General features: G+C 57.5%; 9 protein-coding genes. 5 read left to right on the forward strand and 4 right to left on the reverse strand.

Annotated features, from left to right (window positions below):
- Positions 1-302: 302 nt before the first annotated feature.
- The 4 genes from ALQ04_RS23450 (at position 303) to ALQ04_RS23465 (ending at position 8320) form a co-directional block, all read left to right on the forward strand.
- Positions 303-4136: an EAL domain-containing protein gene (locus tag ALQ04_RS23450; protein ID WP_409077287.1), complete on the forward strand. Its 3834-nt coding sequence runs from the start codon at positions 303-305 to the stop codon at positions 4134-4136.
- A 216-nt stretch (positions 4137-4352) separates the two neighbouring features.
- A complete protein-coding gene (gene glyA, locus ALQ04_RS23455) occupies positions 4353-5606 on the forward strand; it encodes a serine hydroxymethyltransferase (RefSeq protein WP_122318104.1) in 1254 nt (417 codons plus the stop codon).
- 300 nt (positions 5607-5906) lie between these two features.
- Positions 5907-7151, forward strand: a complete 1245-nt coding sequence (locus ALQ04_RS23460) for an aminotransferase class I/II-fold pyridoxal phosphate-dependent enzyme (RefSeq protein WP_183142260.1) — start codon at positions 5907-5909, stop codon at positions 7149-7151.
- Between the two features lie 2 nt (positions 7152-7153).
- Positions 7154-8320 carry an MFS transporter gene (locus tag ALQ04_RS23465; protein WP_122318105.1) on the forward strand — a complete coding sequence of 389 codons (1167 nt, stop codon included), beginning with the start codon at positions 7154-7156 and terminating at the stop codon, positions 8318-8320.
- A gap of 6 nt (positions 8321-8326) precedes the next feature.
- Here the strand turns inward: ALQ04_RS23465 and yjiA are convergent, their stop codons facing one another.
- From yjiA to ALQ04_RS23480, 3 genes are all read right to left on the reverse strand, one after another.
- Positions 8327-9304, reverse strand: a complete 978-nt coding sequence (yjiA, locus tag ALQ04_RS23470) for a GTPase (protein ID WP_122318106.1) — start codon at positions 9302-9304, stop codon at positions 8327-8329.
- A 145-nt stretch (positions 9305-9449) separates the two neighbouring features.
- Positions 9450-9647 carry a YbdD/YjiX family protein gene (locus tag ALQ04_RS23475; protein ID WP_122318107.1) on the reverse strand — a complete coding sequence of 66 codons (198 nt, stop codon included), beginning with the start codon at positions 9645-9647 and terminating at the stop codon, positions 9450-9452.
- A 27-nt stretch (positions 9648-9674) separates the two neighbouring features.
- On the reverse strand, positions 9675-11750 hold the full coding sequence (locus ALQ04_RS23480) for a carbon starvation CstA family protein (RefSeq protein ID WP_122318108.1): 2076 nt from the start codon (positions 11748-11750) through the stop codon (positions 9675-9677).
- A 264-nt stretch (positions 11751-12014) separates the two neighbouring features.
- Here ALQ04_RS23480 and ALQ04_RS23485 point away from each other — a divergent pair, with 264 nt between their 5' ends.
- Positions 12015-12383 (forward strand): PilZ domain-containing protein, encoded by a 369-nt coding sequence (locus ALQ04_RS23485; RefSeq protein ID WP_122318109.1) that lies wholly within the window; start codon positions 12015-12017, stop codon positions 12381-12383.
- A gap of 97 nt (positions 12384-12480) precedes the next feature.
- Here ALQ04_RS23485 and radA read toward each other — a convergent pair whose 3' ends face one another.
- Positions 12481-13848, reverse strand: a complete 1368-nt coding sequence (gene radA / locus ALQ04_RS23490) for a DNA repair protein RadA (RefSeq protein ID WP_122318110.1) — start codon at positions 13846-13848, stop codon at positions 12481-12483.
- Positions 13849-13892 lie beyond the last annotated feature (44 nt).

Genomic DNA, 13892 nt, shown 5'->3' on the forward strand with positions numbered 1-13892 from the left:
GTCTATGCTACTTGCCGCCGTGCCATTCAATGCCTTGAATGAAACAGACAGAGAACGGACTTTTGCATCAGGGCAAATATAAAGCTGGGTCGATGTTTGCAAACAGTGGGTTCACTCTTGCAGGAGTCGGGTTACAACGCGCATCGGGCAAAGCTACCCGAATGCGGCCTGTAGGGCAAACGATCCGGGCCCACAGGGCTGGCACTTAGCTACAAGTAAAGGCATGCTAGCCGCCCTTTGGGCGTCGGGCTTATATTGCATAATGCACTCGCTGCTTCAGTCCAGTAGTCAGGAACAACGATTTGCCAACGCCAACGCCCTCAACGCCACTGGAAACAGCCAAGAGCACAACCGTCGTGCCTTTGCGTAGTTCCTTGAAAGGTCTACTGGCAGCGCTGGTGCTACTGATGCTTGCCCTGTTGCTGTGGCAACTGCTTGAACAGTTTCATCAGACCCAGGAACGTCAGCGGCAACGCAGTCTCGACTACAGCAACCAGCTCGCCGATCGCCTGAGCCTGAACATGGCGCTGAGCGCGCAGATCACCATGAACCTGCTCGACGAGGGCACCACGCCGGGCCACGAAGCGCCGAACCAGAAATCGACACTGCAAAGGCTGCGCGAAACCATACCGTCCCTGCGCAGCATCGTCTCGCTGGGGCCTGAAGGTGATGTGACCCGAGACAGTGCCGAAACCACCCTTGACGCCGCATTGCTCAAGAGCGGGCTGGAGCAGGCATCGAATCGACCTTATTACTACACCAACTCCGAAGACGGCTCACAGATCTACATGTTCGTGCGTCAGGCCGAAGGCCACGGCGGCGCTTACTGGGTCGTACGCATGGCGCCCGATGCACTCAAGGCCCTGATACAACAGCCCAGCCAGGACTTTCAGCATCTCTGGCGTCTTGAAAACCGGATTACCCAACGAGTCATCCTGCGCGATGTCTCGATGTCAAACGATACGGGGCATGCCGAAAACGTGCTGCTGCAACCCCTGAACAACAGCGACTGGCAATTGCACGGCCTGTTCGATGCCCACAAGGCACGCCAGGAGCTGCTTGCACCGCTGATTCTCAAATGCATGATCGGCCTGTTGTTTTCGCTCCTGCCACTGGCGGCGATTCTCAGTCTGCGCCGTCGTCAGCGCCAGTTACTGGAAAGCCGCCGTCGTTACCAGAACATTTTTGAAGGTGCGGGCGTCGCCATCTGTGTACTGGACATGTCCGGCCTGCCCGAACAGCTTGAAGCTTTCCAGATCCGCTCCCCGGAAGACTTCGACCACTTTATCGAGACCCAGCCTGGGCTCCTGAAACGGCTGTTGCAGCAATTGCGCATCACCGAGGTCAATCAGGTTGCCCTGAGCCTGCTGAATATCAAATGCGGCGATCAGGCCTGGCAGCAACTGATTGAAGGCGAGTCACGCAAGCGCCCCGGCATCGGCATACAGGTGGTTCATGCGGTCCTGAACCGGCAGCAACGCCTCGAACTGGAAATTCGCCTTACCCAGGAGTCCGGCCAGGACCAGCATCTATGGCTGGTATTGCGCCTGCCTGAAACCCAGTCCGATTACGAAGCGGTCATTCTCAGCATCGGCGATATCACCAGCCGCAAGCAGATCGAGCTGTCATTGCAGGAGCGCGAGCGCTTCTGGTCGGACGTGGTGCGCACCGTGCCGGACCACCTGTACGTCCAGGACGTACTCAGCCAGCGCATGATCTACAGCAACCACCATCTGGGGCAGACGCTGGGTTACAGCAAGAGCGAACTGCACGCCATGGGTGAGTTCTTCTGGGAAATCCTGCTGCACCCGGAAGATGCGCAAAGCTATCAGGACATGCGCTTGCGCCAGCGTCATCACGGCCATAACGAATTGCTGCAATGCGCGCTGCGCTTTCGTGACAAGAACAACACCTGGCGCTGCTTCGACATTCGCGAACAGGCGCTGACGCGGGACAAGGACGATCTGGTGACGCGCATCATCGGTGTTGCCAAGGACATTACCCGGCAGGTCGAGTCCAGCCAATCCCTGCGCGACAGTGAGCAGCGTTACCGGATGCTCGCCGAAAGCATCAGCGATGTGATCTTTTCCACCGACAGGCTGCTTGAAGTCAACTATGTCAGCCCTTCGGTGCACAGCGTACTGGGCTACGGCGCTGACTGGATTATCCAGAATGGCTGGAGCTCGACCGTTGCCAACCCGCAACAACTTTCCGGCTTCTATAACCTGATAGCACGCATCAAGAAAGTGCTCGACAAGCCGCTGGAGCTGGCCAAGCTGCGCAACGCTGTGCCAACCCAGTTGTACCTGTTCGATTGCCTGCGCGCCGATGGCCGCAAGATCCCGGTTGAACTGCGGCTGGTGCTGGTCTGGGATGAGCACGGCACATTCGAGGGCATCCTGGGTGTCGGTCGCGATATCAGCACCCAGCGCCGGGCCGAAAAAGACCTGCGCATGGCCGCCACGGTTTTCGAGCATTCGACGTCCGCCATCCTGATTACAGACCCGGCGGGTTATATCGTCCAGGCCAACGACGCCTTCACCCGGGTCAGCGGTTATGACGTCTCGCAAGTGCTCGACCAGTTGCCCAACATGCTCACCGTGGACCGGGAGCAGGAAGCCCATCTGCGCTACATCCTCAAGCAACTGAATCAGCGCGGAACCTGGGAAGGCGAAGTCTGGCTCAAGCGACGCAATGGCGAACATTATCCGGCCTGGGTCGGCATCACCGCGGTGGTGGACGATGAAGGCGACCTGGCCAGCTATGTGTGCTTCTTCAGCGATATCAGCGAGCGCAAGGCCAGCGAGCAACGCATCCACCGTCTGGCCTATTACGACGCCCTGACCCACCTGCCCAACCGCACGCTGTTCCAGGACCGTCTGCATTCGGCCCTGCAACAGGCCGAAAGGCAGCAGGCCTGGGTGGTCCTGATGTTCCTCGACCTGGATCGCTTCAAGCCGATCAACGACTCACTGGGCCATGCCGCTGGCGATCGCATGCTCAAGGAAATGGCCACCCGCCTGCTGGCCTGCGTGGCCGACGATGACACTGTCGCGCGCATGGGCGGCGACGAGTTCACCCTGTTGCTGCAACCGGGCGCCACCCGCGAGCTGGCCCTGAACCGCGCCATCCATGTGGCCGAGCAGATTCTCAACAGCCTGATAACGCCGTTCGTGCTGGAAGGTCGCGAGTTCTTCGTCACCGCCAGTATCGGCATCGCCCTGAGCCCGCAGGACGGCAACGAACTCAGCCAGTTGATGAAGAACGCCGACACCGCCATGTATCACGCCAAGGAGCGTGGCAAGAACAACTTCCAGTTCTACCAGACCGACATGAACGCCACGGCCCTGGAACGTCTGGAACTGGAAAGCGACCTGCGCCATGCCCTGGAGCAGCAGGAGTTCACGATTTACTACCAGCCGCAATTCAGCGGCGACGGCAAACGCCTGACCGGTGCCGAAGCGCTGCTGCGCTGGCGTCACCCACGTCGCGGGCTGGTGCCCCCCAGCGACTTCATCCCGGTGCTGGAAGAGCTTGGCCTTGTCGTGGAAGTCGGGGACTGGGTACTGGCAGAAGCCTGCCGTCAGCTCAAGAGCTGGCATCAGGCCAAAGTGCGGGTTCCCAAGGTTTCGGTGAACATTTCTGCGCGGCAGTTCTCGGATGGCCAACTGGGCAAGCGGATTGCGCAAATGCTCGGTGAAACCGGCCTGCCACCGGCTTGTCTGGAGCTGGAACTGACAGAAAGCATCCTGATGCGCGAAGTCAATGAAGCCATGCAGATGCTCGACGGTCTCAAGAACCTTGGCCTGAGTATCGCAGTCGATGACTTTGGCACCGGCTACTCGTCGCTGAACTATCTCAAGCAGTTCCCCATCGACGTCCTGAAGATCGACCGCACCTTTGTCGACGGCCTGCCATCGGGCGAACAGGATGCACAGATCGCCCGCGCCATCATCGCCATGGCCCACAGCCTGAACCTCGCGGTAATCGCCGAAGGCGTCGAAACCCACGAACAGCTCGAATTCCTGCGCGAACATGGCTGCGACGAAGTCCAGGGCTACCTCTTCGGCCGCCCGATGTCGGCTTCGCAGTTTGAAGCGCAGTTCAGTAATGATGCGCTGTTCATGTTCGACTAGGTCGAATATGAACAGCAGCGACAAGCTGCAAGTTGCAAGCTTCAAGAAAAGCGAGCGCAGATTGCCTTTTCTGGACGCTGCGGCCTGCTCTTGCCTGCAACTTGTCGTTTCCCTCCTGCATCTCGTTCATCCGACAAATGAACCCCTTTCATATGCCAGATAAAACCCGATGGGGTAGAATGCCCCCCTTTTCCGCTCCAACCCTCGAGGACTGCCATGTTCAGCCGTGATTTGACTCTCGCGAAGTACGACTCCGATCTTTTTGCCGCAATGGAACAGGAAGCCCTGCGCCAGGAAGAGCATATCGAGCTGATTGCCTCGGAAAACTACACCAGCCCGGCTGTCATGGAGGCTCAGGGTTCGGTCCTGACCAACAAGTACGCCGAAGGCTATCCGGGCAAGCGCTACTACGGTGGCTGCGAGTACGTCGACGTCGTTGAGCAACTGGCCATCGACCGCGCCAAAGAGCTGTTCGGTGCAGATTACGCCAACGTCCAGCCACACGCCGGTTCGCAAGCCAACTCGGCTGTTTACCTGGCTCTGCTGCAAGGCGGCGACACCATTCTGGGCATGAGCCTGGCTCACGGCGGTCACCTGACCCACGGCGCCAGCGTCAGCTCCTCGGGCAAGCTGTACAACGCCGTTCAATACGGCATCGATGCCAATGGCATGATCGACTACGACGAAGTCGAGCGCCTGGCCGTCGAGCACCAGCCAAAAATGATCGTAGCCGGCTTCTCTGCCTACTCGCAGATCCTGGATTTCGCCCGCTTCCGCGCAATCGCTGACAAGGTCGGTGCCTACCTGTTCGTCGACATGGCTCACGTAGCCGGTCTGGTTGCTGCTGGCGTTTACCCGAACCCGGTTCCATTCGCCGACGTGGTCACCACCACCACGCACAAGACCCTGCGCGGTCCACGTGGCGGCCTGATCCTGGCTCGCGCCAACGCCGACATCGAGAAGAAGCTGAACTCGGCAGTATTCCCTGGCGCACAAGGCGGCCCACTGGAGCACGTCATCGCCGCCAAGGCTGTGTGCTTCAAGGAAGCGCTGCAACCTGAGTTCAAGACCTACCAGCAACAAGTGGTCAAGAACGCCAAGGCCATGGCTGGCGTGTTCATCGAGCGCGGTTTCGACGTGGTTTCCGGCGGTACTGAAAACCACCTGTTCCTGCTGTCGCTGATCAAGCAGGACATCTCCGGTAAAGACGCAGACGCCGCCCTGGGCCGCGCCTTCATCACCGTCAACAAGAACTCCGTACCGAACGACCCACGCTCCCCGTTCGTCACCTCCGGCCTGCGCTTCGGCACCCCGGCAGTGACCACTCGCGGCTTCAAGGAAGCAGAGTGCAAGGAACTGGCTGGCTGGATCTGCGACATCCTGGCTGACCTGAACAACGAAGCGGTGATCGATGCCGTTCGCGAGAAGGTCAAGGCCATCTGCGCCAGGCTGCCGGTTTACGGCGCTTAAGACAGCCTCGTTTGCGCACTAAAAAAGCCCCGGCTCATTAAATAGAGCCGGGGCTTTTTGCTGCACGCGAAAAAAGTTTTCCTGACTTTCAGAGAGCAGGCAATGCGCCTGGATAAAGCAACAGGAGCTTTCGTACGGAAAAAGCACGGCAACACTGCGCAGACGCAGAATCCCCCTACATACATTCATACTTCACATTGTAAAACTAGCCATGCAGCTCACGGAAGAATTGCTTTAGAACCATGCATTTCATCTTCTGACGAGCCGAGCCCAATACTATCGACTCTCATGGCTGAATAAATGAACACAAGTACTAATCGCTACAGCAACTACCAAAGCATGGTTCGCCTGGCTGAAGCGAACTGGAATGAGGCAGAGAATCTAAAACTGTCCAACCTTCAGGTGAGTGTGGAGCACACTAACTATCTCAAAGACCAATTCGGCAGATATTTTCATCATTTCTGCACAACTTCCTATCTCGGTCTTGATTATCATCCTGCTCTTCTAGAGGGAGCTGTTCAAGCTATCCAGAAGACAGGGACACTGCGTATCGCCAACTCAAGAAATCGCTGCAAACTGGCCTCTCTGGCAGAGTATGAATTTGAATTATCTGAACTGTTCAATACGAGCTGCCACGTCACATTGTCATGCAGCTCCGCCAGTTCCGGAATACTGCCTTTATTGGCATCAGGCGTTTTCACAAGTGGCCGGCCACCCGTAATGGTCTTCGACAAGCATGCCCACTATTCGATGAACCATATTAAAGCGGCGTGTTCTGACGAAACCGAGGTTATGACGCTTAATCACAATGACATGGAACAACTCGAAACCCTGTGCAAATCTCACAAGCGGATCGCCTATATCGCCGATGGCGTGTATAGCATGGGTGGTGTTGCAGATATGGAAAGTCTCGTTTACCTGAAGCAAAAATATGGAATGTTTCTGTATCTCGACGACTCCCATGCCCTTACTGCTTTGGGAGCAAATGGGGTAGGGCATGCGAGGTCATATCTGCCAACTCTGGACGACAGCACCATTATTGTGGCTTCTCTCGGTAAAGCGTTTGGTGCAGGTGGAGGAGTCGCAATGCTTGGAAGTGAGCAACAGAAAAAACTGATTCACCGATACGGCGGCCCCAGCAACTGGTCTCAAAGTCTGAATACCGCGGCAATTGGCGCTGGCAGAGCCTCAATCACCTTGCATCGCACGGGCGAAATTGATGAGTTACAAAAACAGCTACAACGCAATATCCAACACTTCGACTCACTAATAACTACAGAGCACGCTGGTAGCCATTCACCTATTCGCCTCATATGCTGTACTGATGCCAACGCTGCAAATCAGATCGCTGCCAAGCTTTCCAACAACGGCTTTTTCACTTCCGCCGTATTCTTCCCGGTCGTAGCACGAAACAAACCTGCCATAAGAATCACTCTCAGAGCGGACATGTCGCCTGCCTTGATTAATGAGTTCTGCACATTTATCAATCATATTCTTTACGCTGATCGATTAGAACCTCACATCGTAAAATCCACACTATACTGACCATGAAATTCGATAGCCTCATTGTTATTTCATGTCTAACCGTATTAACGGCGCAGTCAGGCATAACACTCTATCTTCCATCCCTGCCTTCAATTGCTGAATATTTTCATGCTGATGCCAGTTTTTCAGCAATGACGCTTTCGGCATTTCTGGTAGGTATGGGCTTGCCCATGTTGCTATGGGGCAAAGTGGCGGCACGGCTGGGCAGCAGGACAACAATGATGTGGGCGCTTGGGCTTTTTTCTGTCAGTAGTCTGGGCGTCGCACTATCGGTAGACACCATGACCTTCATGCTCTTTCGTAGCCTGCAAGGAGCTGCTGCCGGTGGTATTTCGGTCATGGCCCGGGTGCTGCTACGCGATAGTCTAAGCGCTCAGCATTTGGCGAAAGCCTTGAGTTGGCTATCGATTTGCTTCGTTATATCGCTGGGTATGGCACAGTTTCTAGGAGCGCTTATACAGGTCGCACTGGGTTGGAGGTCGGTATTTTTCACCAGTGCGGTCTTGGGGATTTTATTGATCCTTCCTGTGAGACGATATGCGCCATATACGACAATCAATACCTCTTCGTCTCTATCAAGCCTTCACATATACGGCACACTGATTCGAGATACTCAATTCCTGAAACCCGTGCTGGCAGGCGGTTTGGGGTATGGCGTCATTATTCTTTTCAGTGCAGGTGCCCCCACCATCTTTCAGATTCACTTTAACTGGACGGAAGTGGAATATGGATTGATAGGCTGGCCAATCAGCATCGCCTATATGTTGGGTGCCTTATCGGTCAAATGGCTGATTTCAAAGCGCAGCCAGGATCAGAGTCTGGTGCTTGGGTTGAGATTTCTGGCTTTGGGCGCCCTGCTCATGGTCGCAGGAGAGCGCTTGTTTCCAACCACCGCCTCTGCGCTATGGTTGCCATACTGCCTACTGCTTACAGGCCAGGGGATTGTTTATCCACTTTGCCAGTCCCTTGCCAACCAGAACTCAACTTTCAGTGGCCCGTACGCAATGGCGCTGACCGGTTTTATGCATCAGGCAATGGCAGCTGGCTGTGGGCTGGTAGCAAGTATATTGCCACCAGGCCAACCCGCTCATCTGACCCTCGCCTGCATGGGGCTGGCAACCCTGGCACTGAGCATCTATCTCAGCACAGGGCACCGCCAGCCAGCATGATTCAAGCTACTCGGAAACCCGCGCAAACCCTGCCCGAATCTTCTCCTCAGGCAGTTCATCGGCAATGAACACGATCACGCTTTCGCGCTTTTCGTCTTCTGCCCATTCGCTATCCCAGTCGAAGCCGTAGAGTTTCAGAACGCCCTGAAACACCATTCGCCGTGGTTCGCCTGCGATATTGAGCACGCCCTTGTAGCGCAGCAATTGCTTGCCGTGGTCTTCGAGCAGCTCGTTCATGAACTCGCTGAGTTTGTCGATATCCAGCGGTTTTTCGCTGCGCAATACCAGGCTGGAGATGCGGTCTCCGGAGTTTCCGGTCGGAGCCAGCGGGCGCAGGGTCATTCCGCCGCCGAGGTCGGCATTGAGGTTGAAGCCTCTTACATCCAGCAATTCGGCCAGGTCGATCTTGCCGTGTTCGACGATACGAATCGGCGCACGCCGGTTGATCCGGGTCAGGCGGGCGGAAAGCGCCTGGAAGGCCTCTTCATCCACCAGATCGCGCTTGCTCACCAGCAGGCGGTCGGCAAAACCGATTTGTGCCTGGGCAATGGTCTGGGTCAGGTGAGTGTCGACGTGGGCGGCATCCACCAGCGTGATGATGCCATCGAGGATGTAACGCTCGCGCAGTTCTTCGTCGATGAAAAAGGTTTGCGCCACAGGTGCCGGATCGGCCAGTCCGGTGCACTCGATGACCAGCCGATCAAAGGCGATTTCGCCGCTGTCGAGGCGCTCCAGCAGCAGATACAGCGCCTTGGTCAGGTCGGTGTGGATGGTGCAGCAGACACAACCGTTGGACAGGGTCATGACTTGCACGGGCTCGGCGCCAAGCAGTTGGCTGTCGATGCCGGCATCACTGAATTCGTTTTCGATTACCGCGATTTTCAGGCCATGTTCGGCCTTGAGCAAATGGCGCAGCAGAGTGGTCTTGCCTGCTCCCAGAAAGCCGGTCAGTACGGTTACAGGGATGGGTTGCGAAACAGTCATGCGTACTCCGGTAGTTCAATGTGTCGATACGGCGCATTCCCGGATCAATCCGGTCCGCACGTCTGCACTGATAGCCTGTAAAACGACAACGCCACAGGTATTGGCCTGTGGCGCGTCGGATCAAACAATAACGCAGATCAGAGGATCAGCAACACTTCGGACCACCCTTGCCGCCGTAGCGAGCTTCCTGGCGCTCCCGAAAGAACTCCTCGTAGCTCATCATCGGCTTGTCCGGGTGTTTGGTCTGCATGTGCTCGACATAAGTGTCGTAGTCGGGCATGCCCACCATCAGGCGCGCAGCCTGACCGAGGTATTTCCCGAGGCGACTCAGGTCATTGAACATGGGCAGATCCTCTCTTGATAGCCGTCATCACACCTGTGATCCCGGAGGCATGGCCTGGTAAGGCATTTCCTTGTCGCTGCGCTCTTTCTTGCTCCACGCCGCACGGCCTACTTTCAGCGCGTAGAACAGGATGCTGGAGACGACGAACAGGAACAGGATAGTCAGACCGGCGTTGGTGTAAGCGTTGAAGATCACGTGCTGCATCTGGTCCATGTTCTTGGCCGGAGCCAGGATCTGGCCAGCATCCGCTGCGGCGCTGTACTTCTTGGCCAGGGCCAGGAAGCCAACGGCCGGGTTGGCGTCGAACAGCTTGATCAGGCTTGCGGTCACGGTGCAGATCAGCAACCAGGTGGCTGGCAGCATGGTCACCCAGACGTAGCGCTGACGCTTCATCTTGATCAGCACGACACTGGCAAGCATCAGGGCGATACCGGCCAGCATCTGGTTGGAGATGCCGAACAGCGGCCACAGGGTGTTGATGCCACCCAGCGGGTCGATCACGCCTTGATACAGCAGGTAACCCCACAACGCTACGCAACCACCGGTACCGATGGCGTTGGCTACCCAGGACTCGGTGCGCTTGAGGGCTGGGACGAAGCTGCCCAGCAGGTCTTGCAGCATGAAGCGACCGGCACGGGTACCAGCGTCAACTGCGGTCAGGATGAACAGGGCTTCAAACAGGATTGCGAAGTGGTACCAGAACGCCATGGTGTTTTCGCCCGGCAGAACCTGGTGCAGGATCTGCGCGATACCGACGGCCAGGGTCGGAGCACCACCGGCGCGCGCCAGAATGGTGTTCTCGCCAATGTCGTGAGCCACGGCAGTCAGTTGCTCGGGGGTAATGGTAAAGCCCCAGTTGCTGACAGTTTGCGCCACAGTCACCACATCACTGCCCACTATGGCAGCCGGGCTGTTCATCGCGAAGTACACACCCGGCTCGATCACCGAAGCGGCAACCATGGCCATGATGGCGACGAAGGACTCCATCAACATGCCGCCGTAGCCGATGTAACGGGCGTTCTTTTCGTTATCCAGCAGCTTGGGCGTGGTGCCCGAGGAAATCAGGGCGTGGAAGCCCGATACCGCACCACACGCAATGGTGATGAACAGGAACGGGAACAGCGCGCCTTTCCAGACCGGACCGGTACCGTCGGTGAACTGGGTCAGGGCCGGCATTTTCAGCTCGGGCGCCAGAATCAGGATGCCGATCGCCAGCGCGACGATGGTGCCGATCTTCAGGAAGGTCGAGAGGTAGTCACGCGGCGCGAGCAGCAGCCAGACCGGCAGCATGGCCGCGACGAAACCGTAGCCCACCAGCATCCAGGTGATTTGCACACCGGTGAAGGTAAACATCGGGCCCCAGACCGGATCGGCAGCCACCGCGCCACCGACCCAGATCGAAAGCAGCAGCAGAACCACGCCGATGATGGAGATTTCACCGATGCGACCCGGACGGATGTAGCGCATGTAAACGCCCATGAACATCGCGATCGGGATAGTCGCCATGACCGTGAACATGCCCCACGGGCTTTCAGCCAGGGCCTTGACCACGATCAGTGCCAGCACCGCAAGGATGATGATCATGATCAGGAAGCAGCCGAACAAGGCAATGGTGCCGGGAATACGGCCCATTTCCTCACGGACGATGTCGCCCAGGGAGCGACCGTTGCGGCGCGTGGACAGGAACAGGATCATGAAATCCTGTACCGCACCGGCCAGAACCACACCGGCAATCAGCCAGAGCGTACCGGGCAGGTAACCCATCTGCGCGGCCAGGACCGGGCCGACCAGCGGGCCTGCACCGGCGATGGCGGCGAAGTGGTGACCGAAGAGAATGTGTTTGTTGGTCGGCACATAGTCCAGACCATCGTTGTTGACCACCGCCGGAGTTGCACGCAGCGGGTCAAGTTGCATCACATGGTTGGCGATGAAGAGACTGTAGTAACGATAAGCAACCAGATAAATAGCTACAGCAGCGACCACGATCCACAAGGCATTGATTGCCTCGCCACGACGCAGTGCAACCACCCCCAGGGCACAGGCCCCAATAATTGCGAGAAGCAGCCAGGGCACATGGCGCATAAGGCTATTATTATTTTTCATTTTTTTATTCCAGCAGAGTTGACTAGAAGGCAAGCAATGCGAGTTTAGACCTGTCAGAGCGAAAGGCCACCCCCAACCATGGTCTAGAACGGCATTTGAGTAACCAAAAAAGAAATACCCGCAATTGGCTTCAACAAGCAATAAAAATCGCCTGCAGAACTGTTCGCCAACCGCGTTCAGGTCTATCGTGCGTAAACAAGGGTGCCATTCCCCATGGCCTGTCCGCTGCCCCCACAGTCAGCCGATACCAAGAGAGCTCATTCGATGACCGACTCACCCGCAGATCGCCGTCGTTTCAAGCGCATAGCCTTCGATGCCAGGACCGACCTCAGCCAGGGTAACAACAACTGGAAAGTGCAGTTGCTCGACCTCTCACTGAAAGGACTGCTCATCGAACGCCCGGAACCCTGGACCGGCGATCCGGACGAACACTTTCTGGTCGACATCCATCTCAGCGACGACGCTTACGTGAAAATGGATGTGAAGCTCACTCACGACGACAGCCATCACCTGGGCTTTGTCTGTCTGCACATCGGACTGGAATCGATCAGCCATTTGAAGCGACTGATCGAGTTGAACCTGGGCGATCCGGCCGAACTGGATCGCGAGCTGGGAGCGTTGATCGAGGTCTGAACACCTATACAGACTTTGTGCAGTCTGATGGTGGGAGCGGATTTATCCGACAGTTCGCGAATGAATTCGCTCCCGCACAGAAAACGTCATTCGGGCCTTACTCGAACAACGCATCCAGCGCCTGTTCCAGGCGAGTGACGGCAATGATCTGCAAGCCGGCGGGCGCTTCCTTGGGCGCATTGCCTTTCGGTACGATCGCTCGCTTGAAGCCATGCTTGGCCGCCTCTTTCAAACGCTCCTGCCCGCTGGGCACCGGCCTGACTTCACCGGACAGCCCGACTTCGCCGAACACCAGCAAATCATGAGGCAATGGCCGGTTACGCAGGCTGGACATGACCGCTGCCATCAACGCCAGGTCTGATGCGGTTTCCAGCACTTTCACCCCGCCCACCACATTGAGAAACACATCCTGGTCGTGGGTCGGAATGCCGCCATGGCGATGCAGCACCGCCAACAGCATGGCCAGCCGGTTCTGATCAAGGCCCAGAGTTACCCGCCGCGGGTTGGACATGTGGCTGTCATCGACCAGCGCCTGAACCTCGACCAGCATCGGGCGCGTACCTTCCCAGGTCGCCATGACCACACTGCCGGGTACTTCTTCCTGGGCACGGGTCAGGAAAATCGCCGACGGGTTGGAGACTTCCTTGAGGCCCTTGTCGGTCATCCCGAACACGCCCAGTTCGTTGACGGCGCCGAAACGGTTCTTCACCGCCCGCAGCAGGCGCAGGCGGCCATCGGACTCGCCCTCGAAATACAGCACGGTATCGACCATGTGTTCCAGAACCCGCGGCCCGGCCAGCGCGCCTTCCTTGGTGACATGGCCGACCAGGAAAATCGCCGTGCCGCTCTGCTTGGCGTAACGCACCAGCAATGCAGCACTTTCACGCACTTGCGCCACGCCGCCCGGCGCGGACTGCAGTTGTTCGGTGAAGATCGTCTGGATGGAGTCGATCACCATGACCTTCGGTTGCTCGACACGCGCAGTGGCGATGATCGTCTCGATGCAGGTTTCGGTCATCACCCGCAGTTTGTCCTGCGGCAGGCCAAGGCGCCGGGCGCGCATGGCCACCTGTTGCTGGGACTCCTCGCCCGTCACGTACAGGGCCGGCATGCGTTCGGCGATGTTGCACAGGGTTTGCAGCAGAATCGTCGACTTGCCGATCCCCGGATCGCCACCGATCAATACGACAGAGCCATCCACCAGACCGCCACCCAGCACGCGGTCCAGTTCGTTGGACTTGGTGGAGAATCGCGGGATCTCCTCGACGCTGACTTCGGCCAGGGTCTTGATCTGTGCCTGTGAACCGGTCCAGCCGGTGCGACCGCTGGGTGCCGCGGCCGCGCCGCTTTCCAGCATGGTTTCCACCAGCGTGTTCCAGGCACCACAATCACTGCACTGGCCTGCCCATTTTGGAAAAGTCGCGCCGCACTCCGTGCAGCCGTACAAGCGTTTGGCCTTTGCCATGGCAACCCCAGTCGCAAAAACACCATGATAACGCAGCGCGCCGG

This window comes from Pseudomonas cichorii, from assembly GCF_003700275.1.
In the GTDB taxonomy this organism is placed as follows: domain Bacteria; phylum Pseudomonadota; class Gammaproteobacteria; order Pseudomonadales; family Pseudomonadaceae; genus Aquipseudomonas; species Aquipseudomonas cichorii_B.

Bases quoted from the DNA above. Each gene is read 5' to 3' on its own strand.
- glyA (WP_122318104.1), top strand. From the start codon at position 4,353: ATGTTCAGCCGTGATTTGACTCTCGCGAAGTACGACTCCGATCTTTTT.
- ALQ04_RS23485 (WP_122318109.1), top strand. From the start codon at position 12,015: ATGACCGACTCACCCGCAGATCGCCGTCGTTTCAAGCGCATAGCCTTC.
- ALQ04_RS23475 (WP_122318107.1), bottom strand. From the start codon at position 9,647: ATGTTCAATGACCTGAGTCGCCTCGGGAAATACCTCGGTCAGGCTGCG.
- yjiA (WP_122318106.1), bottom strand. From the start codon at position 9,304: ATGACTGTTTCGCAACCCATCCCTGTAACCGTACTGACCGGCTTTCTG.
- ALQ04_RS23465 (WP_122318105.1), top strand. From the start codon at position 7,154: ATGAAATTCGATAGCCTCATTGTTATTTCATGTCTAACCGTATTAACG.
- radA (WP_122318110.1), bottom strand. From the start codon at position 13,848: ATGGCAAAGGCCAAACGCTTGTACGGCTGCACGGAGTGCGGCGCGACT.
- ALQ04_RS23480 (WP_122318108.1), bottom strand. From the start codon at position 11,750: ATGAAAAATAATAATAGCCTTATGCGCCATGTGCCCTGGCTGCTTCTC.
- ALQ04_RS23460 (WP_183142260.1), top strand. From the start codon at position 5,907: ATGAACACAAGTACTAATCGCTACAGCAACTACCAAAGCATGGTTCGC.